Source organism: Macrococcus equipercicus (assembly GCF_024205945.1).
In the GTDB taxonomy this organism is placed as follows: domain Bacteria; phylum Bacillota; class Bacilli; order Staphylococcales; family Staphylococcaceae; genus Macrococcus; species Macrococcus equipercicus.
The window spans coordinates 1924199-1949980 of sequence record NZ_CP073809.1; the positions used below are offsets into that span (position 1 = coordinate 1924199).

At 41.1% G+C, this 25782-nt stretch carries 30 protein-coding genes; 12 read left to right on the forward strand and 18 right to left on the reverse strand.

Translation table 11 applies throughout. The features are described from left to right. The first annotated feature begins 136 nt into the window (after nucleotides 1-136). From KFV11_RS10250 to icaB, 4 genes are read left to right on the forward strand one after another with little or no spacing between them, the layout of a single operon-like run. Complete coding sequence (locus KFV11_RS10250; protein WP_254249862.1) at nucleotides 137-961, forward strand: GGDEF domain-containing protein; 825 nt, start codon at nucleotides 137-139, stop codon at nucleotides 959-961. 11 nt (nucleotides 962-972) lie between these two features. After that, entirely contained in the window at nucleotides 973-2220 is a 1248-nt protein-coding gene (pgaC, locus tag KFV11_RS10255; protein ID WP_254249863.1) for a poly-beta-1,6-N-acetyl-D-glucosamine synthase, read from the forward strand. Then, the gene (locus KFV11_RS10260) at nucleotides 2178-2636 is read left to right on the forward strand and encodes a hypothetical protein (protein WP_254249864.1); all 459 of its coding nucleotides are present in this window, start codon (nucleotides 2178-2180) and stop codon (nucleotides 2634-2636) included. The genes pgaC and KFV11_RS10260 overlap by 43 nt, the downstream gene beginning before the upstream one ends. 2 nt (nucleotides 2637-2638) lie before the next feature. Further along, entirely contained in the window at nucleotides 2639-3505 is an 867-nt protein-coding gene (gene icaB / locus KFV11_RS10265; RefSeq protein ID WP_254249865.1) for an intercellular adhesin biosynthesis polysaccharide N-deacetylase, read from the forward strand. A gap of 31 nt (nucleotides 3506-3536) precedes the next feature. On the opposite strand, the gene nhaC is transcribed toward icaB, so the two are convergent. The 17 genes from nhaC to KFV11_RS10350 form a co-directional block, all read right to left on the reverse strand. After that, entirely contained in the window at nucleotides 3537-4970 is a 1434-nt protein-coding gene (gene nhaC / locus KFV11_RS10270) for a Na+/H+ antiporter NhaC (protein ID WP_254249866.1), read from the reverse strand. A gap of 246 nt (nucleotides 4971-5216) precedes the next feature. Then, complete coding sequence (locus tag KFV11_RS10275) at nucleotides 5217-5738, reverse strand: acetyltransferase (protein WP_254249867.1); 522 nt, start codon at nucleotides 5736-5738, stop codon at nucleotides 5217-5219. A gap of 9 nt (nucleotides 5739-5747) precedes the next feature. After that, a complete protein-coding gene (locus KFV11_RS10280; RefSeq protein ID WP_254250621.1) occupies nucleotides 5748-6308 on the reverse strand; it encodes a sugar transferase in 561 nt (186 codons plus the stop codon). Between the two features lie 32 nt (nucleotides 6309-6340). Further along, nucleotides 6341-7528, reverse strand: coding sequence for a glycosyltransferase family 4 protein (locus tag KFV11_RS10285; protein WP_254249868.1), 1188 nt, complete (start codon nucleotides 7526-7528; stop codon nucleotides 6341-6343). A 1-nt stretch (nucleotide 7529) separates the two neighbouring features. Beyond that, on the reverse strand, nucleotides 7530-8804 hold the full coding sequence (locus tag KFV11_RS10290) for a nucleotide sugar dehydrogenase (RefSeq protein WP_254249869.1): 1275 nt from the start codon (nucleotides 8802-8804) through the stop codon (nucleotides 7530-7532). Nucleotides 8805-8844: 40 nt separating this feature from the next. Beyond that, on the reverse strand, nucleotides 8845-10074 hold the full coding sequence (locus tag KFV11_RS10295; RefSeq protein WP_254249870.1) for a lipopolysaccharide biosynthesis protein: 1230 nt from the start codon (nucleotides 10072-10074) through the stop codon (nucleotides 8845-8847). Between the two features lie 14 nt (nucleotides 10075-10088). Next, nucleotides 10089-11249: a capsular biosynthesis protein gene (locus tag KFV11_RS10300; protein WP_254249871.1), complete on the reverse strand. Its 1161-nt coding sequence runs from the start codon at nucleotides 11247-11249 to the stop codon at nucleotides 10089-10091. Between the two features lie 220 nt (nucleotides 11250-11469). Continuing rightward, nucleotides 11470-12555 (reverse strand): glycosyltransferase family protein, encoded by a 1086-nt coding sequence (locus KFV11_RS10305; protein ID WP_254249872.1) that lies wholly within the window; start codon nucleotides 12553-12555, stop codon nucleotides 11470-11472. Beyond that, entirely contained in the window at nucleotides 12552-13676 is a 1125-nt protein-coding gene (gene wecB / locus KFV11_RS10310; protein ID WP_254249873.1) for a non-hydrolyzing UDP-N-acetylglucosamine 2-epimerase, read from the reverse strand. Before wecB ends, KFV11_RS10305 begins: the two co-directional genes overlap by 4 nt. 2 nt (nucleotides 13677-13678) lie before the next feature. Continuing rightward, on the reverse strand, nucleotides 13679-14788 hold the full coding sequence (locus tag KFV11_RS10315; RefSeq protein ID WP_254249874.1) for a polysaccharide biosynthesis C-terminal domain-containing protein: 1110 nt from the start codon (nucleotides 14786-14788) through the stop codon (nucleotides 13679-13681). A 9-nt stretch (nucleotides 14789-14797) separates the two neighbouring features. After that, nucleotides 14798-15820 carry a nucleoside-diphosphate sugar epimerase/dehydratase gene (locus KFV11_RS10320; RefSeq protein WP_254249875.1) on the reverse strand — a complete coding sequence of 341 codons (1023 nt, stop codon included), beginning with the start codon at nucleotides 15818-15820 and terminating at the stop codon, nucleotides 14798-14800. 29 nt (nucleotides 15821-15849) lie between these two features. Further along, complete coding sequence (locus KFV11_RS10325) at nucleotides 15850-16542, reverse strand: CpsD/CapB family tyrosine-protein kinase (protein WP_254249876.1); 693 nt, start codon at nucleotides 16540-16542, stop codon at nucleotides 15850-15852. A 9-nt stretch (nucleotides 16543-16551) separates the two neighbouring features. Further along, nucleotides 16552-17229 (reverse strand): YveK family protein, encoded by a 678-nt coding sequence (locus tag KFV11_RS10330; protein WP_254249877.1) that lies wholly within the window; start codon nucleotides 17227-17229, stop codon nucleotides 16552-16554. Between the two features lie 184 nt (nucleotides 17230-17413). Next, nucleotides 17414-17803 (reverse strand): transcriptional regulator, SarA/Rot family, encoded by a 390-nt coding sequence (locus KFV11_RS10335; RefSeq protein WP_254249878.1) that lies wholly within the window; start codon nucleotides 17801-17803, stop codon nucleotides 17414-17416. Nucleotides 17804-18010: 207 nt separating this feature from the next. Then, entirely contained in the window at nucleotides 18011-18226 is a 216-nt protein-coding gene (locus KFV11_RS10340) for a hypothetical protein (protein WP_254249879.1), read from the reverse strand. A 108-nt stretch (nucleotides 18227-18334) separates the two neighbouring features. Further along, nucleotides 18335-19774 (reverse strand): EVE domain-containing protein, encoded by a 1440-nt coding sequence (locus tag KFV11_RS10345; protein ID WP_254249880.1) that lies wholly within the window; start codon nucleotides 19772-19774, stop codon nucleotides 18335-18337. A 103-nt stretch (nucleotides 19775-19877) separates the two neighbouring features. Beyond that, nucleotides 19878-20840 carry a YeiH family protein gene (locus tag KFV11_RS10350; protein ID WP_254249881.1) on the reverse strand — a complete coding sequence of 321 codons (963 nt, stop codon included), beginning with the start codon at nucleotides 20838-20840 and terminating at the stop codon, nucleotides 19878-19880. A gap of 74 nt (nucleotides 20841-20914) precedes the next feature. Between KFV11_RS10350 and KFV11_RS10355 the strand changes: the two genes are divergently transcribed. Together KFV11_RS10355 and KFV11_RS10360 are read left to right on the forward strand one after the other, a co-directional pair. Further along, on the forward strand, nucleotides 20915-21541 hold the full coding sequence (locus KFV11_RS10355; protein WP_254249882.1) for a thermonuclease family protein: 627 nt from the start codon (nucleotides 20915-20917) through the stop codon (nucleotides 21539-21541). 117 nt (nucleotides 21542-21658) lie between these two features. Beyond that, complete coding sequence (locus KFV11_RS10360) at nucleotides 21659-22429, forward strand: thermonuclease family protein (RefSeq protein WP_254249883.1); 771 nt, start codon at nucleotides 21659-21661, stop codon at nucleotides 22427-22429. Between the two features lie 74 nt (nucleotides 22430-22503). Here the strand turns inward: KFV11_RS10360 and KFV11_RS10365 are convergent, their stop codons facing one another. After that, entirely contained in the window at nucleotides 22504-23544 is a 1041-nt protein-coding gene (locus KFV11_RS10365) for a LysM peptidoglycan-binding domain-containing protein (RefSeq protein WP_436970202.1), read from the reverse strand. 508 nt (nucleotides 23545-24052) lie between these two features. Between KFV11_RS10365 and trhA the strand changes: the two genes are divergently transcribed. The 6 genes from trhA (at nucleotide 24053) to KFV11_RS10395 (ending at nucleotide 25753) form a co-directional block, all read left to right on the forward strand. After that, nucleotides 24053-24709: a PAQR family membrane homeostasis protein TrhA gene (gene trhA / locus KFV11_RS10370; RefSeq protein ID WP_254249884.1), complete on the forward strand. Its 657-nt coding sequence runs from the start codon at nucleotides 24053-24055 to the stop codon at nucleotides 24707-24709. 74 nt (nucleotides 24710-24783) lie between these two features. Next, a complete protein-coding gene (locus KFV11_RS10375; RefSeq protein ID WP_254249885.1) occupies nucleotides 24784-24972 on the forward strand; it encodes a hypothetical protein in 189 nt (62 codons plus the stop codon). Nucleotides 24973-25025: 53 nt separating this feature from the next. Then, nucleotides 25026-25163 (forward strand): hypothetical protein, encoded by a 138-nt coding sequence (locus KFV11_RS10380; protein ID WP_254249886.1) that lies wholly within the window; start codon nucleotides 25026-25028, stop codon nucleotides 25161-25163. 1 nt (nucleotide 25164) lies between these two features. Further along, nucleotides 25165-25353, forward strand: coding sequence for a hypothetical protein (locus KFV11_RS10385; RefSeq protein WP_254249887.1), 189 nt, complete (start codon nucleotides 25165-25167; stop codon nucleotides 25351-25353). After that, on the forward strand, nucleotides 25353-25550 hold the full coding sequence (locus KFV11_RS10390; RefSeq protein ID WP_149459217.1) for a hypothetical protein: 198 nt from the start codon (nucleotides 25353-25355) through the stop codon (nucleotides 25548-25550). Before KFV11_RS10385 ends, KFV11_RS10390 begins: the two co-directional genes overlap by 1 nt. Then, on the forward strand, nucleotides 25550-25753 hold the full coding sequence (locus KFV11_RS10395) for a hypothetical protein (protein ID WP_149459218.1): 204 nt from the start codon (nucleotides 25550-25552) through the stop codon (nucleotides 25751-25753). Before KFV11_RS10390 ends, KFV11_RS10395 begins: the two co-directional genes overlap by 1 nt. Nucleotides 25754-25782: the final 29 nt, after the last annotated feature.

The window sequence follows — 25782 nt, forward strand, 5'->3', positions numbered from 1 at the left end:
GGCCGTAAGTGGTAAACAAGAACTTATAAGTTACAGCGTCAGCACTATATTGCTGCTAAAATGGTTGTGTAAGATTTAATATTTCTGCTCAATGCTTATCCAGCGGCTGTCAGCCGTCGCATGAAAGGATTTTATTATGAAACAATTCGATTATACTTTAGTGCTCGCTGTCTCCTGCTTTATTTTCAGCTTGCTGATCAGCGCCTCTTTCGTCGGTGCGAATGTGCTGATCCATATGAATACGCATAATGTACCGGGAACACTGCTGCTGCTCACTGTTATCGTCACACTGCTGCTTTATACGTCCTGCATGATCGCCATCCGCCTGCTCAGTAATAATATGAAATATGCACTGGATGAAGTGAAAAACGGCAGTTTCTCTGAGGAGCCGGCGAAAAACTCGCATTTCCGCCTGCGTCTGTTCAACGCGGAAATGACTGAGAAGTTGAGCAGCCTGCAGACTGACATTTATCTGGACAAAGTCACAAGCATTCCAAACAGAAGAGCACTGTACCGTCACTTTGACGAGCTTTCCCGTAACCACGCTGACCAGCATCATTACATCTGCCTGTTTGACATTGACCGCTTCAAAGCAATCAATGACACATACGGCCATGTGACAGGAGATGAGCTGCTCGCAAGCATCTGCCAGCGGATCACCGGCTCACTTGCTGACGGTGAACAGTTATTCAGACTGGCGGGCGATGAGTTTGTCATCATCACCTCCTCTGACTACAGCAATCCTTATTTCCCGGCCACATTAAAGCTCGACAATCTGTTCAAGCTGCCCTTCGCAGTGACGGAGCACGTGCTCTATACCGGCATCAGCTACGGCTGCAGTGAATACGGTGCAGACGGCACGACACTGGATGCGCTCCTTGCGAAGGCGGACGAAGCCATGTATGAACAGAAAAGAACACGGCACGGCAACGAGTCACAGCCTGTCAAATCAACCACATAAGGAGCACTTACATGATTACTACACTTATCAGCGGCTGGTCAAGCTTCGTCTTTCTCTATCCGCTGCTGATGGCCATTGTCTGGCTCGCAGGTTCCACGATCTACTTCCTGCGCCGGGAAGGAGCGGCATCTGATGCCATCCCGACCGATATCGACTGGCCGCTCATCAGCATCCTTGTGCCCTGCTACAACGAGCAGGACACTGTGCGGGAAACAGTCGAGAACTTGATCAAGCTCGACTATCCGAAGAAAGAGATCATCTGCATCAACGACGGCTCAAAAGACAACACAGCTCAGCTGATCAACGAGCTCGCTGCGACGTACGACATTGTACGCGCCATCGACAATCAGGAGAACCGCGGGAAAGCGAACGCACTCAGGCTCGGCCTGTTCGCCTCACACGGAGAATATCTGCTCTGCGTCGACTCAGATGCGATCATCGACAACGATGCACCGTACCATCTCATCAAACATTTCTTCCATAAAGGAGAACGCGTGGCTGCTGTCACCGGCAACCCGCGCATCCGTAACCGTGACACGCTGCTCGGTAAACTACAAGTCGTAGAGTACGCCTCCATCATCGGCTCCATCAAACGCACGCAGCGCATCATCGGCAAGATCATGACCGTGTCAGGGGTGATCGTCGCCTTCCGTAAGAAAGCGCTCGTCGACGTCGGACTGTGGGACGTCGATATGATCACAGAAGACATCTCCGTGTCATGGAAGTTCCACGAGCGGTTCTGGGATATCCGCTACGAACCGCAGGCACTGTGCTGGATGCTTGTGCCGGAGAAGCTCGGCGGCTACTGGAAGCAGCGCGTCCGCTGGGCACAGGGCGGTCAGGAAGTCATCTTCCGCCACTGGGGCGTCTTAAAGAGCTGGAAATACCGCAGACTATGGCCGATCTACATCGAGCAGTGGGTCAGCATATTCTGGAGCTACTCACTGTTTCTGCTCAGCATCTACTACATGCTCTTTCAGGTCAAGTCACTGCAGGACTTAATACTGCTCCTCACGTTCTCAGCGTTCACACTGACCATCGTCGCTGTCATCCAGCTGGTCGTGTCGCTCATCATCGATGCGAAGTATGACAACGTCTCCGCCATGTACTTCTGGGTGGCATGGTATCCGTTCATCTACTGGATCGTCAATGCGGCCATCGCGGTCGTCGCGTTCCCTAAAGCGATCAAGTCTCGAATCAAAGGAGGTTATGCAGTATGGTCAAGTCCCGACAGAGGAAACAGAGAAGAAACGACTTAATCGTCAGAACGAAGAAAAACCCGGTCATCGAAACCGTGCTGTTCATCCTATCCATCCTGCTCTGGTTCTACGTACTGTACGCCGTCACTTTCTTTGTCGCAGCATTCTTCAACCTGCCGGTCGATATCGTCAACATCGTCAAGATCATACTGAACTTAAAGAACAAGGACATCATCAGCTTCAGCTTGTCCCTGCTCTACTACACCCTCTTCATCTTCGGCGCACTCTATTTCTGGGGGCTGTACAACAAGCTGCGCTACGGCAGACTGAACCGCCGGAAATATCCGGGGCCGACGACAGAAGAAGAACTCATGCAGCTCGACTACATCAGTCACGACATCTATGTCCAGCTGCAGCAGGCGAAAACCATCACGTTCAAACAAAATCCAATCGTGGATAAGAAAGTGAAGTCCTGATTATGCCAAACATCAAAACATTTCTGACATATGCACTCATTGCCGTCAGCCTGCTCGTCATCGGTCTGTTCACTTATCACAACATCACCGATGAGAAAAAGCACGAACACTACAAACCGCTTGAAGCGCACAACAGCTGTCTTGCGCTTAACTACCACCGCATTCGAAGCGGCACGTTGTACGAACGTGCGCTGAAGCTGATGTCGAACAGCAACGAGCTTAATCGGTACAATGTGTTCAAAGATGACTTCGAAGCGCAGCTCAAATGGATGACAGCACACGGCGCGACGTTTGTGTCAGAGCAGCAGCTGGAAGAGAGCTACAAAACACAGCGCTTCCCAGCAGGCTGCGTCTGGCTGTCGTTCGATGATGGAGACGAAACGACGTATACAAATGCACTGCCGATTCTTAAGAAATACCATGTACCGGCGACTGTCTTCGTCATCGCAGGGCAAGTCGGCAACAAAGACTTCAACAACATCAAGCTCGCAACGTGGGCAGAACTGCGCAAGATGAAAGACAGCGGGCTCATCACGTTCGGCTCACATACGTATAACATGCATGAGCTGCTTGATAACAAGCCGATCTTCAACAAAGTACCAGCAGCGGAGTTCAAAGCAGATCTGCTGAAAAGCAAAGCGACACTGAAGAAAGAACTCGGCATTGACGCCAAGTCGTTCGCCTACCCATACGGTAACGCCAATGACAAGACGATGAACGTCGTTGAACAGGCAGGATTCGACTATGCCTATATACTCGCACCGCACGCCATCACAACAGATAATTACCGGTCTCTATTGAACCGGATCATGGTGGACGATGAGACGTTTGAGCGTCAGGTGAAAGAGTGGAAAGGGTTTAAGACATGAAGAAGCGGCTGATTATTCAGCCGCTTCTTTGTTATGCTGCCAGAGATTTCTCGGTGAAGTATTCGCGTTCTTCTCTGCTCATCTTCACAATCTTAAAGCCGGTGATACCGTAAAGAATAGAAATCACCGGAATGACATAGTTCAGTATGGCAAAAGGCGCATATTCCATGACCCCTACATTCAATGTTGTAAATATAAATACCCCGCATGTATTCCACGGAATGAAGACGCTTGTCAATGTACCACCGTCCTCCAGAGCGCGTGACAAGTTCTTCGGATGGAGGTTCTGGTCAATATACGCTTTAATGTACATGCGGCTCGGCACGACGATACTGATGTACTGCTCAGAACACGTCGCATTCGTCACAAAGCAGCTCGTTACAGTCGCAGCAATTAAGCCTGCTGTGCCTTTAGCGACCTTTAAGATCTGCTCGATGATTGCTGTCAGCATGCCGCTGTATTCAAGGATGCCGCCGAACGTCATCGCGACGATAGTCATCGAAATCGTGAAGAACATCGATTCCAGTCCACCTTTGTTGAACAGCTCGCTGATTAACGTATTATCTGACTTCAGCACATAGCCTTCCTGAAGCGTTGAAGCTGCTACGTTGAGCGAGTCACCTTGAACAAACAGCTGAGCCCCCGAGCCGAGCAGAATGCCGACGACGAGTGCCGGCACAGCAGGTACTTTCAGTGCGACAAGAACGATGACAATGACCGGCACAAGCAATAACCAAGGTGTAATAACGAACTGCTGACTCATCTCATCACTGATCGAATCAATCTTCGACGTATTCAAGTGACTGGCGTTAAACTGGCGGCCGATGATGAAATAAGCAGCGAGCGCGATCAGAAGTCCTGGTATCGTCGTATAGAACATATGCTTAATGTGGTCGAACAGATGAGTGCCCGTCAGGCCGGCAGCCAAATTTGTCGTGTCGGATAACGGACTCATCTTATCGCCGAAGTAACTGCCGGAGATAACAGCCCCGGCAATCATGCCTGCCGGAATATCCATGCTCAGCCCGATGCCCATGCCGGCGACACCGACAGTCGCCATCGTTGACCACGACGAGCCGATGGCCAGTGACACGATGCCGCAGATCAGGCAGATTGTCACTAAGAACATGGACGGTGTAATCAACTTAAGACCATAATAAATCATCGTTGCGACCACGCCGCCGCCAATCCATGCACCGATGACAAGACCGACTAGAATAATGATGACAATCGCAGGTAGTGCGAGCTTTATCCCCTTATACATCATTTCTTCGATTTCTTCCCAAGTATAACCGTGAAAATAAGCGACAATCGCTGCCAGTGCAGTGCCGATCATCAACGGAATGTGTGGTGCCTGTTGCAGGAAGACAACAGTAATAATCATACTGACAATCATAAAGACCAATGGAACTAAAGCAAACCAAACATTAATCTGACGTTTTCCCCTCTTGCTGTCTGAAATCATCTTTCTATCTCCTCTTAAATGATATCGCTTACATTAATAGTGTATACAAAGCTCAGACAAATGACTAGGTCATATTTCACTAATGTAATTAACGTCATCTTAAAAATCACTTCTAATCTATATCAATTGGTATAGATTATTCGTTTGTTTGGGGATTTTAACACTGTTACTAAAAACAGTATTACTCACACTAAAAAAACCCTAAAAACGATAAATCGTTTTTAAGGTTTTTTTATAAATAGATTACTATTCAGGTTGTTTGAGTACTATAGTACTTCCCACTTTAACAACAGAATCATTTTCGATTTTTGTTTGACTGTAGAGTGTACTTGATGTATTAATTAAACAAAAATCTCCGATGTTACAATCATGTTCTATAGTAGCATTGGTATTAATAATAGTATGGTTTCCAATCGTTGTATTGGCATTTACAATAACACCCGCACCGATGTAAGATCCACAACCTAATTTTACCGTCGGACTTACTATAGCATGAGTAGAAACAATAGAAATAAAACGCTCATTATTGATATTAAGTTCATCAATAATTTTCTTGCGTATACTATTACTACCTATTGCAATGAAATAATGAACATCTGATGGAGCAGTTAGAGTATCGAACATGCTTAAATGATATTTCTCATCTATTATGCTACTATTTTTAAAAGACGAATCCATATAACCTATAACATTATAATCATTTAATTGATTCATTTCCTCTTCGACAACGTAAGAAAAACCACCACGACCAATAATGATGATATCCATTATTCCTGCCTAGTGACTGACGCCTTTTGACGTCACTACGCCTTTAATCGTTTCCCATATAATCCACATGTCGAACATAAAACTTTGATGATCTACATAATACTTATCATACTTTACTTTTTCATCATCTGAAATTTCATCACGCCCCATGACTTGGGCATACCCAGTAATACCAGGTTTGACTTTATGGATGCCTAAGGCTGTTCTTTTCTCAATCAACTCATATTGATTATAAAGTGCTGGTCGTGGTCCTACTATAGACATCTCGCCTTTAACTACATTGATTAGCTGCGGTAATTCATCAATAGATGTCTTTCTAATAAATTTCCCAACTGGTGTGATATAAGAAACTCCTTCACCTAATTTAGCTGTTTCAATATTTGGAGTGTTGACAGCCATTGATCTAAATTTATAAATAGTAAATAATTTATTATCTAGACCTGGACGCTGCTGCTTAAATAAAACCGGTCCTTTAGAATCAGCTTTTATTGCAGCTGCTGTTAACAATAAAATCGGTGATGTCATAACCAGACCAATAAATGAAGATGTTATATCAAAGCTTCTCTTCAGCATTTAATGTTTCCTCAATTCTTATTTTTATATTATGAGTTTGATAGTCTTTTTAAATCTTCAATTAATATTTTTATAAATTTATCTTTACCAAATTTTTCATAATAATATTTCTTACCATTTTTACCATTTAATATGAAGTCATCTTTTTTCTTCATAAATAATTCAATATTTCTAGCAAGCTGTTCGATATTACCTGCATTCGAAACTATTCCAACATTTGCTTCCTGGATGACTCGAGCAGCCTCTCCATTAATAGTACCTATAATAAATTTCCCACTCTTTAGATAAGACTGTAATTTAGCAGGCATTGTATAAGAAATAGCTTCATCATCTTTCATTGATATAATCAATGCATCAGAGTAATGTAAATAACTATCCATTTGTTCAACAGGTTTTCTTCCGTGAAAAATTACTTTCTCAGTAATATCCAAATCTTTAACAAGGCTCTTTAAATTTTCTAATTGAGATCCATCACCAACAATATTTAATTGAACATTATCACTTTCGATAATAGACATAGCATTAACAACAGTATCCAGAGACTGCATTTCTCCTACATTACCAGTAAAAGTAATATTGATTTTCTTATCATCATAAGGACTTTTCTCCATGATAGTTGCTGATGTTTCGACAGCATATTGAGGATTATAAATAAATTTTTTCTTAACGTTTAATACTTCATTGAAATATTTAGGAAATTGACGACTGGAAATGTGGATAGAATCTGCTTGCTTGTAAATTCTTTTACTTATTATTTTAAAAACGTTATAAATAAACCTGTCTTTCTTGATACCTCCAGAAACCAAACTTTCCGGCCACAAATCTAAGCAATAGATGATAAGGTTCTTTTTGAATTTTTTTTTGTATTTAATTCCTGGAATTGCCATAAATACTGGTGATAACTGATAAACATATACAACATCAAAATTAGCATCTAAAGATTTTACAAATTTATTACCTTGTATTACATATGAAATATAATTTAGAAACAGATTTTTACTACCAGTCTTTCTAGGCCTTATAGGTAATCTAACTATATTGACACCATCTATAATTTGTTTACCTGGTTTATAATCCTTCATTACTTCTCCTTTAGGATAGTTAGGCAGACCAGTAACCACAGTGACTTCATTTCCATTATTTACTAGTTCTTTCGTCTTATCGTGAATAAGGAAAGGTTCAGGTTCATAATATTGAGTAAAAAATAAGATTTTCATTTTATAACCTATTATTACCATCTAGATTGTTTTGAATTTGATATATATTACCTAAGTTATAATATTTAAAATCATCGTGTTTAATTACTACATTTTTTGTGTCAAATATTATCGACTCTTTCATATTATCTATTCCTTCTAAGTTTTTAAATTCACTATGATCAGATAATATTAAAATTAATGAACTATTTTCAGTTACAACTTCTATATCTTGTTCGACAAAATCCTTTTTAACATGGGGATCATATACAGAAACATCTATAGTAAGCTGTTGTTTGAGCGATTTAAAAATTTCTAGAGCAGGTGATTCTCTTATATCATCTACATCACCTTTATAAGTAAGACCAAAAACACTGATTTTTTTGGCATCAGTTTTTTCTACTATCTGTTTAACATTATCTATAATATATTCGGGCATTGAATTATTAATAGAACGAGCTTGTTGAATTAACGGAGAATTTGTTGGGTCTTTTGCAATAATAAAATATGGATCTACCGCTAAGCAATGACCCCCCACACCTGGTCCAGGATAATGAAGATTAACACGTGGATGTTTATTCGCCATTTCAATCACATCTAACGCATTTATATTAAGATTATTACAAATCTTAGCTAGCTCGTTAGCTAAAGCAATATTGACATCTCGATAAGTATTTTCCATTAGCTTAGACATTTCTGCTGTTTTAGCATCTGTTTCAATCATTTCTCCTTCAACGAAAGTTCCATAAAATTCTTTAGCACGTTTTGTACATTCGGGAGTAATGCCGCCAATAATACGATTATTATTTATTAATTCATGCATTATTTTCCCTGGTAATACACGTTCCGGACAATGAACTAAGAAAAGATTTTCACCAATAGTAAATCCTTTTTGCTCAAAAAAAGGTTTAACAAAATCATCCATTGTTCTAGGTGCAATTGTAGATTCTACTATAACTGTGTTTCCTTCTACTAAAACAGGAACAATACTTTCACATGCGCTCATGACATAAGAAATATCACAAGATTTATATTGATCTTCTAAATTAGGTGTAGGAACGGCAATAATAAAAACATCTGCAGGTTCTGGTTTTAAAGAAGCCTTAAATTTTTTTGAGGTAATTGCTTCATTTAATGCTTCTTCAAGGAATGGTTCTTCGAGATGAAGGATTCCCTTATTAAGGGAATTAACGGCTTTTATATTAATATCTACTCCTGTAACATTTACTCTATGTTTAGCAAACATAATTGAGGTTGGTAAACCAATATAACCAAGACCAATTGTTGTTAAATTCATATTTATCTCCTTTTAAATTCCTATTATTGTAAATATTTCTTTAAGAGCCTTTTTCTTTTGAGTAATAAAATAGTGTAGAATAAAAAATTAAATAGCAGGTCACCATTGCTAATGAATTTATAAAGACGAAATTAATAAAATTTAAATTTATTAACATTGCATAGAGGCATGATAATACAGCTGAACATAATAATAAAATTTGAAAATACAAATCAAGTTTTTGTTTTCCAATTACTACACTAGATAAAGAAACTGTTGAAACTATTAATCGGATAAAGCAGAGTATAGAGAGGGGTAAAAATAACTTGCTAGCATCTCCCCATTGATCTCCTAATAAAATAATAATAATTTGTTTTCCCCATAATAAAATTGGTATATAAACTGACATTCCTAAAAAAGATAAAAGGAGAGTGTACTCTATTAAAAGTTTTCTAAAACTCCTATCTTTGTTATAAACATTATTTGCATTTTGCATAAATATTTTAGATAAGCCTAATCCTGCTACTACTACTGGAACAGCCAATACTCTTAATGCCATACCATAGATCCCTACATCATGTTTGGTATATATTAGGCCTATAACAAAGACTATAATACTAAATGAAAAACTATTTATAATTAATGATGGTGTCGAATATTTTAGCTGATTAATATTTTCAAAGAATATATCTTTTAAATCTTGTTTATTACCATTAAATTTAAAATGCATTTTAAATTCTTTATAGCCTATAGTGATTCCTGCCAAATATGAAGCTGAAAAACCAATTATCAAACCTATTGCTCCTAAGTGATAAAATCCAAAGACTATTTGAATCAACACCATAAAAAATGATCTTGTTACATTGATTAAACTAACAAGTTTATATTTTCTATTTAAATTAAGATAACTTGTAAAAATATTAGTTAAACTTACAAATACTAATAAAATAATCAGTATTAATAGCTCCCTAAAAAAGGCATTATATAATATCGAAAAAACCAGGCCAATTGGTGCTAGTATTATAATAATTATTAAACTTATATAAAAAGAAATTTGAGAAAGCTTATTAGCCATATCTTCAGACTTTGCATTTATAATTAACAAATCATATCGAGCATTAATTATTGGAATTATTATAGTTGCAACGTTAGTAAAAATAGTGAATATTCCAAACTCAGTTGGTGAGTATAATCTAGAAATCAAGGGAACCGTTATAATCAAAATTATTTGTGAAATGGCACTAGAAATAATTAACAAGAAAGCATCTGATTTAAATAACTTATTTATCATATTCTATTACCTTCTCATAAAATAAACTTTTTCTTTTTAGGTATAATATGTTTTAACATTAAACTTCCTAAAACTATAGAAAGATCCATTGCTACTATTAATGTAATATGACTGATTAATTGAGGTGGATTACTAAAGAGATTAAATACGACCCTCATCAATATATACATAGAAATATATTTCAATTCTAAATAATTCGTATTTTTGTTAAGATATTCAATTATTCCTCCGAGTAATAAATTAAAGCATATCACTAATGGGAAAAAGAAACCGAAATAAGCATAACCATATGAAATGCTTGAAATTAAATGGCCAGTCAATTGTCGATTATCGTATATATATGCATTATAATATTGGCTAGTTATCATTGATTCATCACTTATTAAACTGCTAATACCAAATATCGATCTACCAATGTCATAAAAAAATTGTTTTATACTTAACCGGTAAATTTCATTGAACTCTATAAAACCTGCAATATTATGTGGTCCATAAAAATATGACTGAAATGTATCTGCTATATTTAATGCTTTTAAATTATCAAATTTTAAGGCTTGACTATAGGATGAATAAGCAAATATATATAGTTCCTTATATAGGGTTACTCCTATAAACACAAATAATCCTAATCCTAATACCACTAAATTAATTTTTTTACTATGATATTTAAATAACAATGTAATTATTGAAACAATAGCTATTAATGTATAAACTTGATAACTTCTTCTTTCCCCTATAATAAAAGAAACGTTTAATGCTGCGAAAATCAATGGTAAAATAAGCAATTTCCAATTAGGATTATATATATATTTTCTATAACTTAGATAACTTGAAACAATAAATAATAATGCCAAAGAAAATTGCATTAAAAATTGTATTAAAGTAAAGTATGAATTTATATCTTCATTGGTTCTTCCGTTAGTATTTGCTTTGATAGCCATAAAAGATATACTATCTCTAGCTTGGGGAAATACTATGAATAAAGTAAGTGCTAATAAAATTACTATGGCATAAGCTATAGATGACCCTAATAATTTAAAAGAACTTTGTTGATTAACACTATTTTTAAAGATAGAAATCATTCCTATAAGAAATACGGTACCTATAATATATTCTATGGCTATAAAGTAAATAGATTGAGTTATATATGCATATCCTAAAGGTAGATTATCCACTCTATAATCTCGAGATATAGAAATTAAAATAGGTATTATGAGCAACCGTATCAATCCCATAACGAGAAAACTTATTTTAATTATATATAGGTTTGTATTGTGAAATTTTGACAATAACATTACACAAAATAAATAGGTCAAAGGTAACATTAACAGTAACCACTGTGAATTTAGGGTGATTATAATAAATCCGATCAATGAAACTATCATTAAGAGTATGTTATAAACCTTCATTATTTAACATCCTTTTAAACGATAAATAAAAATCTTCGTTATGTTCTTGTATTTTTTCCTTTTCAAGATTAGTTCTTTTTTTAATTTCTAACATATTCAATGAGTGATACCATTGATAAATTTCATCACCAATATTAGTCATATTTTTTGGATCAATTTCATATCCAAGCTCTAATTTTTTAGCAAGTTCAGCAGTAAATGTGTTTGTCGAAGTTAAAATAGGAATATTTAAAAAAATTGAATAATATAATCTGATTGATAAAGCAGTATTTAGAGCAATATTGTTATTACCATAAATATTATTGATAATATCTGTTTCATCTAATAAAGCTGCTGTTTCCTTAACATCAAATCCATCTCTAAAAACTACATTAGAAATATTTTCCTCAACGCAATATTCTTTTAGAGGCTGTGAACCTGTACCAAAATATTTTAAAATAAAACGGCTGTCATTTTTTAAATTTGTTATAAACGCTTTGTTCACATCTAAAAATCTGATATTTCCAATAAAACTAATCCTTATAGGAGGATCTTGTTTTATACCATTTCTCATGTTTGCTTCATCAGTAATTTTTTTATTTATACTGTAGATAACTTTATATTTGTTTGAAGAGGGCAGAAATTTATAAAATCCTTCTGAAGATAGAGTTACAAAATAGCTATGTTTTATCAGTCTTTTTAGTAAAAAATATATAATTTTATTATTTTCATAAAAATAATCTCTAATATTCAAAATATACTTATTATCATAATTTTTTATTAAAAATCTTGAAAATAAGTGCCCCGTATATGTACCCCAAACTATTATTAAATCATACTCATTATCTTTTATTATTTTCTCAGCAAACGGCTTGAACTGGTAGTATTTAATAGCCTTCATTAACAATGACCATTTTGAATTAATTTCGATATTAAATTTGTGAGTCTTTACTCTATCAACTTTTTCATCTATACCATATTTATCAATATGAATTATATCTACTTCATGCTTGTTAAAATCTATATTGTCTAAGTAATGTGATATTAAAGTCATATGTTTTATATTTACAGCCCCGAGAATTGCAATTTTCATTTATTCCACGTCACTCTATTAATTATTTCTGTAAAACTTTGGATGATTTTAACAACTTTCTCTGACACGTTTGTATCTACATAATCATGGGCATCTACATAAGGCACGTTGTTTTCCTGCATTGATCGCGCAAGTTCAACTGATTGAACTAAGTTATCATATTTAATTCCACCGATAATGACCGTCCCTTTATCAATTACTTCCGGTCTTTCAGTCGACGTACGAATCAGCACTCCCGGGAATTTCAGCATTGATGATTCTTCCGACAATGTTCCACTGTCACTTAATACAACAAATGCATTTTTCTGAAGATGATTATAATCAAAGAACCCAAATGGCTTCAACTGTTTTACTAAAGTATGGAATTTGAAGTTACGTTCCTCAATTTTTTTCCAGCTTCTTGGATGCGTAGAGTAGATGACTGGAATTTGATATTGTTCAGCAATCTCATTAATTGCATTCATGAGTGAATTGAAGTTCTCTTCGTTATCAATGTTCTCTTCACGATGGGCAGATACTAAGATGTATTTTTCTTTTTCAAGTTCTAGTTGCTTTAATACTTCGCTATTATTGATCTTATCTTCATATTGTTCGAGTACTTCTCTCATCGGAGAACCTGTTACGAAAATATGTTCTTTCTTGAATCCTTCATCTAATAAGTAACGTCTTGAGTGTTCTGTATATGGGAGGTTGATGTCAGATACATGATCAACAATCTTTCGGTTAATTTCTTCAGGTACATTCTGATCGAAACAGCGATTACCCGCTTCCATATGAAATACAGGAATTTTTAGTCGTTTGGCTGCTACTGCTGATAAACAGCTGTTAGTATCTCCAAGAATTAAAAGTGCATCTGGCTGCTCCTGAGCTAGAACTGCATATGACTTAGCAATAATGTTACCCATTGTTTCACCAAGATCTTTGCCAACTGCTTCTAAGAAGTAATCAGGTTCTCTTAATTCTAATTCTTCAAAGAAGACTTGATTTAGCGTGTAGTCATAGTTCTGACCTGTATGTACTAATACTTGATTGAAATACTTATCACATGCTTTAATTGTTGCTGACAAACGAATGATTTCTGGTCTTGTACCAACAATGGTCATTAATTTTAATTTTTCCATGATTAAACCTCCAAGAAATATGTATCTGGTGTATTCGGATCAAATATTTCGTTCACCCACATAACAGTGACCATATCAGTATCACCTAGGTTCTCGATGTTATGTGTATATCCGACTGGTATATCGACGACTTCAAGTTTATCTCCTGATACGAAGTATTCAATGACCTTCTCTTCGTCTGGCTTGCGGAATCTGATGACCCCTTGTCCTGACACAACTAAGAACTTCTCATTCTTCGTATGGTGCCAGTGATTACCTTTAGTAATACCAGGCTTACTAATATTCACTGACACTTGACCTCTGTCCGGTGTCTTTAAGAATTCCGTGAATGACCCTCTATCGTCTGTATGCATTGTCAACGGATAGCTGAATTCATCTTCCGGCAGGAAGCTTAAATAAGTGCTATATAGCGCTTTCTCAAATGCATCGTCGAACTTTGGTAACGTCCGTCTTTCGCGGTCTTCTTTGAATGACTGGATTAATGATGCAATACGACCTAACGTCACTTGATGGTGGTTAGGCACAGTATACTCACCGTTAATGATAGTCGGATTCCCTTCAAGTGCACGCTTGAACTCAGCCATAATGTCATCAATATAATTAAGTGTCAGTTCAATAGATGGATCGTTCACTTGAATCTCTTCATTACGTGCAACTTTGTAGCAGAACGTTGCAATCACTGTGTTGTAGTTCGGTCGTGACCACTTACCGAATAAATTCGGCAGACGATAAATCAATATTTGATTACCGTTCTCTTTACCGAATGCCTCGAGCACTTCTTCTGCCGCTCTCTTGCTTCTGCCATATGGATTATCAAGTGCAGCTTGTATAGTGGATGAGAAGACAACTGCCGGCTTCTTGTCATTATCACTTAACGCATCCAGCATCGCACGAAGTGTGTCTACATTGCCTGTCTGAAACTCATCTTCAGTTTCAGGGCGATTGACACCCGCCAGATGAAAGACGAAGTCTGCGGTCTGCATCGCTTGTTTAATTTCTTCTGCAGATGACTGACGTGTAATTTTGATGACTTCATAGGCTTCGTTTCGTGATAATTCCGCACTCAAGTTTTTGCCGACAAATCCATTTGCTCCTGTAATGACGATTTTCATGAGATCCTCCTATTTAACTTTGTAGTTTTCAAGTTCTGATTTCACATAATCCAGTTCAAGCAGCTTCTGCTTAATTTCTTCTACATTCAATCGATATGTATTATCTGAGTTATATTCTTGTGCTTTAGTGATTTCTTTAGAACCTTCTTCAAAGTAATTCTCGTAGTTCAAGTCACGGGAATCGGCCGGAATACGGTAATACTGCCCCATATCTTCTGCCTGCGCACTTTCTTCTACTGTAAGCAGTGTCTCATATTTCTTCTCACCATGACGTGTACCAATGACTTTAATTTCATTATCAGCATTGAATAATTCTTTCAGCGCCTGTGCAAGGTCACCCACTGTAGAGGCTGGTGATTTCTGAACCATAATATCTCCTGCATTCGCATGTTCAAAAGCATGCACTACGAGTTCGACTGCTTCTTCGAGACTCATCAAATAACGTGTCATTGCACTGTCTGTCACTGTCAATGGCTGCCCTGACTTGATCTGTTCGATGAAGAGCGGAATAACAGAGCCACGTGATGCCATAACGTTGCCGTAACGCGTACCGCAGATCAGCGTTTCCTCTGGACTAATATTACGAGACTTTGCAACAAATACTTTTTCCATCATCGCTTTTGAGATACCCATCGCATTGACAGGGTACGCAGCTTTATCTGTCGACAGACAGATGACTTTACGTACTTTATTATCAATAGCCATATTCAGTACATTTTCAGTACCTAATACATTAGTCTGCACCGCTTCCATCGGGAAGAACTCACATGAAGGAACTTGCTTCAGAGCAGCCGCATGGAAGACATAATCTACATCTTTCATCGCATAATTCAGGCTGTTAGAATCACGCACATTGCCAATATAGAATTTAATCTTGTCATTGTTATACTGTTTCCGCATATCATCCTGTTTCTTCTCATCACGTGAGAAGATACGGATTTCCTTGATATCAGTCTGCAGAAAACGATTAAGCACAGCATTACCGAACGACCCCGTACCGCCTGTAATAAGTAATGTTTTATCTTTGAACAACTAAAGTCACCTCATTATGTTAGTTATTACTATTCACCCTGGGCATAATAGTAATAGTTAGATCCTTCTTCTTTTACATCGAGTTCATTTAATACAACGCCTAATATCTTCGCTTCACTTTTCTCAAGTTCAGCTTTAGCAGCAATTACTTTTTCGCGATGTCTGTGATTAGCATTGACAACAAGAAGAGAACCGTCAACAAGATTAGCGACAATCTTTGAATCTGTAACCGCAAGAACTGGTGCTGTATCAATAATAATGATGTCATAAACTTGATCAAGTTTATTAAGTAATAGTTCCATAGCTGTAGAGCCTATTAGCTCTGAAGGATTGGGAGGAATTGGACCGGATGTGATTAAGTCAAGTTTGTTTACTTCAGTTTGTTTTATCGCAGCTTCCAGTTCTACCTGCCCTGCAATGAGGTTGGAAAGCCCAATTGCATTACTAAGTTCAAAGATCTTATGCTGTGTCGGCTTACGCATATCTGCATCAAGTACTAAAGTTCTATAACCTGCCTGCGCAAAAGCTGTAGCTGTATTAGCAGTCACTGTCGATTTACCTTCTCCTGGTTCAGATGAAGTAATCATAACGCGTTTGATTTCTCTGTCTGATGAAGTGAATAATATATTAGTTCTTAATGTTCTAAACTGTTCTGAAATAACAGATTTAGGTCGATTCATTACTTCCAGCTGATTGATAGCACTCTTTTTTTTCTTCGCCATGATATACTCCTAACCTTCAATCTTGTAGATCTTACCAAGTGTCGGCAAGCCTAAATATTGTTCTATTTTTTCTTCTGTGTTCATTCTGTTATCCAGTAACTTCTTCAGGAAACCGATTGCTGTTCCAAGAATTGCACCAAGTAACCCGGCAATCACTGCATTTTGTAATGGCTTCGGTTTCACAGGAGACTGCTTTTCATTAGTATCTGCTTTTGAGAATACTGATAAGTTATCGACACCCATGACACGCTTGACTTCTTTTTGGGTTACAGTTGCCAGCTCATTCGCTATTCTTGCATTCTGCTTCGTATGAGGCCCGCTCACATTGATTTTCATCAACTGTGAATCTGCTTCACTTGTTACTGTAATTCTATCGGCTAAATCTTCTTCCTTAGCATCAATTTTCAGATTATCAACGACTTTTTGACGGACAACTTTGGAGTTGACCATCTGACTATATGTATTGATCAGCTGCAAGTTAGTCTGCACTTCGCCAGGATTATAGACATTAGTGTCTTTACCTTTCTGATTGATAATAACTTGCGATTCTGATTGGTAGATCGGTGTTTTGAGAAAGGCAGAATACAAAAAGGCAAGTAACGCCAATGTCACAGCCAGTCCGATAATCCATTTCAAGTTTCTTTTTAAAATATGTAAGACTTCCTTTAAATCAATAACTTCTTCCATAATTCCTCCTAAGTTAATAAGATATTTTATTTAACTATACCGTACTTTGAATTACCTTTAAATAGTAAAAACAGTTGTAAATGCAAATATTCCAACTTATCTAACATTATATTAATAAACTAAACACTCTTTACAGAATGGTAATATTAATCGATTAAGCCATAATAAAAAGAGCCGTAACTGTTTACGACTCTTGCTTTACTTCTACAAGTTCTTCAACTTGCAACTCTTCCACTTCATGTGCAAACTCTTTGATCATCTTCTCGACCTTAGGCAGACTATCTTCTTTAATCGACAGCTCCACTGTCCGTTCATCCATCGGCAGTCTCACTTTATTGATCAGCTTCTTTTCGTATAGATTCTTCACTGCTTTATTCGCCTGATTCACTTTCATCAGCTCGTTCTTAATAACCTCTCGCAGCTGTATAGTCTTACTTTTATAGATGACGAGCAGTAGATGAAACTCATAAATACTTAAGTTATATTGCGCCGTGAAACCGCTTAAGCGTTTATACTTTTTATCCAGCACTTCGTAGAAATTCATAGATGTTTCCAGACTTTTCCTCACAGGCATGACTACCTACCTTTCTGCCTTTAACAGACATTTACAAGTATCGTACATACATTTTATCCTAAACCTACTGATTTGACTATGTTTTTATTCATCCTGTTATCAGTTAGTAGAATTTATTTTCAGGTAGATGTTATACAATTAATTGTTGTTATTTGTCCGGTAAAGTGTCCAGCCTGCCCATTAAAAAATCCTTGCTCAGAAATCTTATTACCGCTCACGCTTTCTTTCCACGATAATATAGATACCCCCGATTAAGGATATAATCAATGCCGCTGTCAATGCATTAATGTCTATTCTGCCTGTATTCATGCCTAGCAGCAGCAAGTTTTCGCTGCCCACTTCTTTTGCGAAGGTTTCGGTTTTGTTCAGCAGCACTGCTAGAAATGTCATGACGAAGACTGTCACTATTAATTTGTTGGTCACTGCCTCACCTGCTCCGCTTTAGAATATAATATATTTTCATCATAATCTTTTAATTGCAACCTTTCAAATATAAAAGCTTATCGCAGGCGATAAGCTTTTATGACATATTTATTTGAACTGATACACTTTGATCAGCGGATGCATGGCAGCGGGATAATGTGCTTTGATCTCTTCTGCTGTCTGGCTGGTGATGCCGATGATGCGGAAGTTCGGGTCGACGTTATAGGTCGCGTCTCTGCCGATGGTCGCGGGTGCGCCGTTATACTGGAACGGCAGGTGGACGGTCTGTCCCTGCATGGCGTAGAGGAATGGCTTCCACGCATCTGCGTCCAGCTGCTCGATGTTCTCGATGATGAGTGTGTTGTCTGCCAGGTGCTTCGTCAGCACGCCGGGGTGGAACGTCACTTGTTCTGCTTCGACGTAGTGGCCGTAGAGCACACCCATCGTCCACGTATGATCGGCGACGTAGTAAGGTGTGTTCTTCTCGAGCTTCATGTAGTTCATCACGACGGCATGCGGGTTCGGCATATGGCCTGCCATGAACAGGTGGATGCGCTTTTCTGTCGTTCGGGGTTTCGTGATTGGTCTGGCCTGCTTGGTGACGGGTTTGTCTTCATACTTTCTGCCGCTCGGTGTGACGAATGTCTTCGTCGTCGTGACGACGGGTTTTGCGGGCCGCTTCGCCTGCTTGATCAGTTCGTGCAGGTACGGCGTTGTCGTCAGCGGCTCCGGCTTCTTGTCGCCTTCTTCCAGCATGACTTCGTACTGCACTTTCGTCAGCTCGGTCACGGATTCGTTCCAGTTCTCGGCCAGGAAGTACTGCGCCCGCAGCAGCGGCTCACGGTCGAGGTCATAGATGGTCTTCGGTTCGATGTCGCCTAAGTATTTGATGATGATGGCGGTTGAGTCGGTCCGCCCTTGGATGACGGGCAGTTTCTGCATCCCTGACACAACTTCTGCGACCCCGTACACACCGCGTTCAGGGATGGTTCTATAGATGATGACCTTATCGCCCTGCTGCATCTCCTCGTAATGCTTGAAGCCGTTACGATTGATGCCGTTCACCGTCCGGACGAAGATGGTGTACTCCTGGTCTTTCACGAAGTTCTCCATCTCCTTCATCATGAAGTAGCGGTTGATCTTCTCTTCGCCGCGGCCGACGGCAAGGATCTGGTTGAAGTCTTCTTCGCTGAGCGGATTGAGCAGCTGCTCTTTCATCCGGTAGAGCATTGTCTTCAGCTGTTCGCTGCGCTCCAGGTATTCTTTCTTGAGCGGCTGCAGCAGTTCTTCCAGCTTGAAGTGGATGATGATCTTGCCGCGTCTCGGCTCCTCGTATTTGACGACTGTCCCTGTGCCGAGCAGGCCGACTTTGTTCTGCACTTGATAGAAGATGACTTTATCGCCGAGCCGTGCACGCTTGAACGCCGTGTAGCCTTCCGACGGGTTGAAGTGGACCGATGAGTCAAAGACCGAGATCTGGCCGGTCAGCTCTTCGAAGTGATTGAAGCGGTTGTAGCCGCAGTTCAACCAGAAATAATGTGTGCTCATAAGTGCCTCCTAGTGATTATTATTCTGCGTTGTTTTGCTGGAGCAGCACGGCGATGACTGCGAGTATGATTGTGAAGGTCAGTTTCTTCTGCATTGGATTCACCTACCATATACCGAGTATTTGCTGCATGATGAGGGTTGTGATGGTCACGACGAACCAGGTGACGGCACCGAGTGCGACAGGTCTGCAGCCGATCGCTTTGAATGACTTCAAGTCGACGGACAGGCCGATGCCGGCAAGTGCGGTCGCGACCATGAACGCCGCGATGTGCTTGATGACGGTGACGAGTACGTCCGGCAGCGGGATGATGCTTGCGATCACGCTTGCCAGGAAGAAGTACAGGATGAACCACGGGAAGATCCTGCGGACTGAGACGGTGCGCGTCTGCCGTCTGACTTTGATGCCGACAAGCAGCAGGCAGACAGGGACAATCATGAGTGCGCGGACGAGCTTGACGATGGTCGCCGTGTCTCCTGCGTCCTTGCTGAATGTATACCCCGCTGCGACGACGCTGCTTGTGTCGTTGATGGCTGCACCTGCGAAGTAGCCGAAGCCTTCTGATGTCATATGCATCAAATGGCCGAGTACAGGGAACAGGAAGACAGCGATGATGTTGAAGAGGAAGATCGTCGAGATGGAGAACGCGATCTCCTCATCGTCCGCTTCAATAATCGGGCTTGCCGCTGCGATCGCCGAACCGCCGCATATCGCTGTGCCGACGCCGATCAATGTACGTATGCGTGCCGGGATATTCATGACGCGGCCGATGACGTAGCTGCAGATGAGTGCCGTTGTAATCGTCGTCAGCGTGATCGGCAGTGACGAGACGCCGAGCGTCACTGCTGTGCTGAAGCTCAGCGTGAAGCCCATCAGGATGATCGCCCACTGGAGCACTTTCTTGCCGGCAAACTTAATGCCGGGTTCATAGCGCGTCAGCGGCACGAACTGCCGGACGAGTATACCGAGTATGATGCTGAACACGGCAGCACCGACGAGCGGTACGGCGTTGCCGAGGAGCGTTGCGACTGCCGCTAAAATGACAGTCAGTAATAAACCTTGTTTCATCATTCCACCTCATTTACCTGTTATTCTATCATATCCATTCATGTTATAATGAATAAATCTTTGGGAGGTATCATATGACATTATATATGAAAGCACTGCTCTTAACATTGACATGTCTGCTCATGCTCACGACGACCGCAGAAGCGAAGAGAATACCGGTGACGTTCGACCGGGCGATTGACGGCGACACGCTGAGCATCAAGCAGCACGGCCGCAAAAAAACGATCCGGCTGCTGCTCGTCGACACGCCGGAGTCGAAGAAGCCGAACACACCGGTCCAGCCGTACAGCTTGGAAGCGGCGAAGTATACAGAGTCACTCGTATCGACATGCCCGCTGTCGATTGAATACGATACGAAGGGCCGCTACGACCGCTATAAGCGCGAGCTCGTCTACTTGTACTGCGGTGATACAATGGTCAACGAACAGCTCGTCCGTAAAGGATATGCGCGCGTCGGCTACATCTATCAGCAGAAGGACCATCTCAAAGAGCTTGAGGACGCCCAGCGTTACGCCAAGCAGCATCAGCTTAACATATGGTCGATGGACGGTTACGTCAACGAAGACGGCGAAGGGTTCAACACGACACAGGAAGACCGCGACAAAGAGACCGATTTCGTCGAACAGCTCCGCCAGGCACTCTACAGAATCGTCGACGCTGCACTCGATACACTGATCAAGGAACTGATGAGCAACTTTTAGACTGCCGCGAGGGCAGTTTTTTTTGTGCGGTAAAAAATTATGTAGGCTAACACGCTCATTATTCTGTATAATAAAAGCTAAATATATGCACTCTATACACAAAAGGAGAAAAAATCTATGTCATTCGTACGTATTGCCCTCAGTTTCTTCCTGCTCGTCACACTGTCACTCAGCACGCTGCCGGATTCCCATGCCGCTGCCCGCCAGAAAGTCTTCTATACAAGAACGGTCGACGGCGACACGTTGAAAGTCAAGACGACGACCGGACAGCTCATCACGCTCCGCCTGCTGCTCACCGACACACCAGAATCCGTCAAGCCCGGCACAGCCGTCCAGCCGTACAGTCTGGAAGCTAAAAGCTACTTGACGAAACTCGCACAGTCAGGCAACTTGTCCATCCAGTATGATACTGGCAGCAGGACCGACCGCTACGGCCGCCACCTTGTGTATTTGTACAGCGGCAGCACGATGCTGAACGAAAGACTCGTCTATAACGGCTATGCCCGCGTCGGCTACATCTACCAGCAGCGCCATTATTTGAGCATGCTGAACAATGCGCAGTCTCATGCGAAGCTCTCACGTCTTCGCATCTGGAAGACAGCAGGCTACGTCAATCCTTACGGTGAAGGGTTCATCGTCAGGAAAGCAGCTGCAAAACCAGCCGTGAAAAAGCCGGTCGTGAAAAAGCCCGTCGTTACTAAACCGGTCGTTACTAAACCGGTGTTCAGCACAAGCCCGACTTCAGTGAAGCTGAAGAACGCACCTTTAGTCTTAACAAACTGCACGGCAGTCAGAAAGTACTATCCATACGGCATCACTTACAAGCATCCGTCCTACAAGAAGAAGCTGGACCGCGACCATGATAATGTCGCGTGCGAAAAGAACTAATAATGAAGCACACGCAGCTGCGTGTGCTATTTTTGCGGCCAAAAAAACACACCCCGGAGGATGTGTTGTCAATGTTAATGGATGAAGACGTATTGCGTCAGCTGCGTGCGTGTCAGTGTTCTGTATCCTACTACAGTCGGCGGCGTCAAGTAGTTCATCTCTGAGACGAGGATCGTACCGTCAGCATTGACCCGCTCGACGAAGGCGACGTGACCGAGTGCGCCCATCGCTGTCTGCGCGATCGCACCGACTTCCGGTATGCGGTTCACTGTATAGCCGTCGTTACGGGCACCGTTTGCCCAGTTGTTGGCATTCCACCAGTAAGTCGAGATGCCTTTACCGATTGCCGCCCGTTTGTTGAACACATACCATGTGCATTGTCCGTAATCATACCAGTTCGGATGATTGAAGACTGGAGACGTCGTCGTCTGCTGCGGTGCCTGCTTGGCTGGAGACGTGGTCGTCGTGACCGCTTTTGACACGACCAGCTGCTGGTTCGGGTAGATGATGTTTGACGTCAGGCCGTTCCAAAGCTTCAGCTGCTCAACAGTGACGCCGTACTGCACTGCAATCTTGGATAAGTAATCGCCTGCCTGCACCGTGTACTTCGTACCGCCCGCAGTTGTTGTCGTCGATGATGGTGTCGTTGTCGTCGTTGTTGTCGTCGATGATGGTGTCGTCGTTGTTGTCGACGCTGCGGCTGATATTTTCAGCTGCTGGCCCGGGAAGATCAAGTAAGAGCTTAAGTTGTTCAGCTCCATCAGTTTCGTGTATGTTGTGCCATATTTCATGGCGATGATATACAGGCTTTCACCTGACTGCACCGTATGTGATCCAGCAGTTGTCTCTTGCTGCTTTGTTGTGACGGTCGTTGTCGTGGCCGGTTTGTCAGTAGTCACGGTGCCTGAGACTACAAGAGGCTGATTCGGAAAGATCAGGTTTGAAGTCAAGTTGTTTAATTTTTTGAGTGCAGTGACCGATGTGTTGTATTTGCTGGCGATAGACCATAATGAATCATTTGCTTTGACAGTGTATGTTGCTGCTTCAGCCTGATGACTGTATGCTGCTGCAACAGCAGTGGCTGTAGTGGCCATGATATAAACTTTTTTCTTCAAACCGTGGTCCTCCGTTATTTGAGATATGACAACATTATGACATATTCTTTTCTGTCACAGTGTTACAGTTTTCTTTCATTTACCGTCATACTTAGTCTTAAGCGGTCATCCGCTATCAAGAACAGATCATCGCAATATTAGCGTTAAACGTAGGCGTATGAACAGTTCTGATGTTCGCCCCTAAAACTTTGTCAGCGGCTATAGTTTCAGTAATTATTAGCTATATGTAAAGTTTATGCAGCGAACAAACGGCGTAAATTCAGCATTTTTATTGCAGACCATTATTTTTTTGTAAATATTTCGCCGCTCGTAATATAAATGTAATATTTCGCTCATGTCTTTTAGGAAATGGGCTGAAAATCTGGCGGCAGCTGATGACCCGTGCGACTGCTACAATGCATCAGTACGTGACTATGCTGCTCTTTATTTATTCTGCAGATTCATCTGCAGCTGAATGCCGGCTATTTCGTGTTACACTGATGATAGGTCAAACTTAAAGGTGATAATGATGGAAGCAAATAACTTTAAACATATCCGGCAGCTGAAGCTCGGGGAAGAGGTCGGCAACTCAGTGTCGCACGGCGTACCTGCCTTGTTCATCCTGCTCTCTCTCCCCTACTTCGCTGTGAAAAGCTATATGATGGGCGGCACGGTCTTCTCGATTGGTATATCCGTCTTTCTCATCAGTATTTTCCTGATGTTTCTGTCATCGGCGGTCTATCATCTGATGCCTTATAACTCTCCGCATAAATATGTCATGCGCATCATCGACCACAGCATGATCTACGTGGCGATATCCGGCAGCTATACGCCGCTTGCACTGAGCCTTGTCGGCGGCGGGCTCGGCTGGACAATCATGATCATCCAGTGGGTCATTACAATCGGCGGTATCTTATACAAGGCGCTCTCTGTCCACGTCAATCCGAAAGTCAGTCTCGCCATGTATTTAATCATGGGCTGGCTCGGTATCATCTTGTTTCCGATACTGTGGACGAAAGTCAGCGTGACGTTTGTCATGCTTATTATCGCGGGCGGGCTGGCCTATTCCATCGGGTCATGGTTTTATGCGCAGAAGTCGCGCCATTACTTCCATATGATCTGGCACTTCTTCATATTGATGGGTGCGGCGTGTCATTTCGTCGCGCTGCTCTACTTCGCTATTTAGCGCTGATGTTTAACGTGCGCTATACGTGGTAAATATAAAGGGCAGTTAAACTAGATGAAATGGAGTGATTGTTAATGGATTTCAACAAAAGTTTAGATGATTTGAAAGACAAAGGGCAACAGCATTTCGACGAGAATAAAGATGAATATATGGACAAAGGGAAGGAATTGATCTCTGAACGCTTTAATAGCGACAATGCTGAGGCAGGAAAAGACATGGAAGCAGGCCCGGACAGAGACGATACATCAAGAGACGAACAATAATAACAGCGCACGTTGCCTGCAACGTGCCTTTTTTATAAGTGAGGGGAACGCTGATGACTGAGAAAGATGAGTTCCGTGAAGAGCAGGACACGCCGTCCGTCTCTCATCATGACGATAAACAAGATACGAATCAGCTGGAACAGCTGATAGACGACTTATTTGATGAAGATGACCAGAAAAGGAGCGACTAACATGGTTGAAGAAAACTACGAAGGTTTAGAGACAGAACGCAATCAACTGACAAATGAAACGATAACGACTGACCAGGAAGAAGCAGCACTTGTGAACGATTCACTAGGCGTTGCACCTGACGCAGGCGTTGAAGAACTGGATCCTGACCCATTGATGGATAACGAGATGATTGCAGAGGACGATGAATAGTGACAGGGCTGTTCGGCATCAGTGCGGCGGGACTCTTCCTCGCGCTGCTGCCACTGTTAATTCCGGTCCTGCTGCTGATAGTGATGACCGGGCTGCTCATTCTGCAGCAGCGTAACCAGCAGCGGCTCATTCAGCAGAACGATGAGATCATCAGACTGCTGGTCAGACAAGACCGTAAGACAAGGGAGGATATATGATGACTGAGGATAACAAACAATATGACAGCAGTATTGACGGTGTCGACCCGAAAGAAAGCGGCACGACTAAACCTGAAGCACTGACGAAAGACTTCGATCAGAGCATCGACGGTGTCGATGTCGACGGCGACGGACTCGTTACTGAACAGAAAGAACGCTTCACTGACAATGCCGACTACAAGACTGAAGTCGGCGGCGAGTAAATAAAAGAGTTCTGCGACAACGTCGCAGA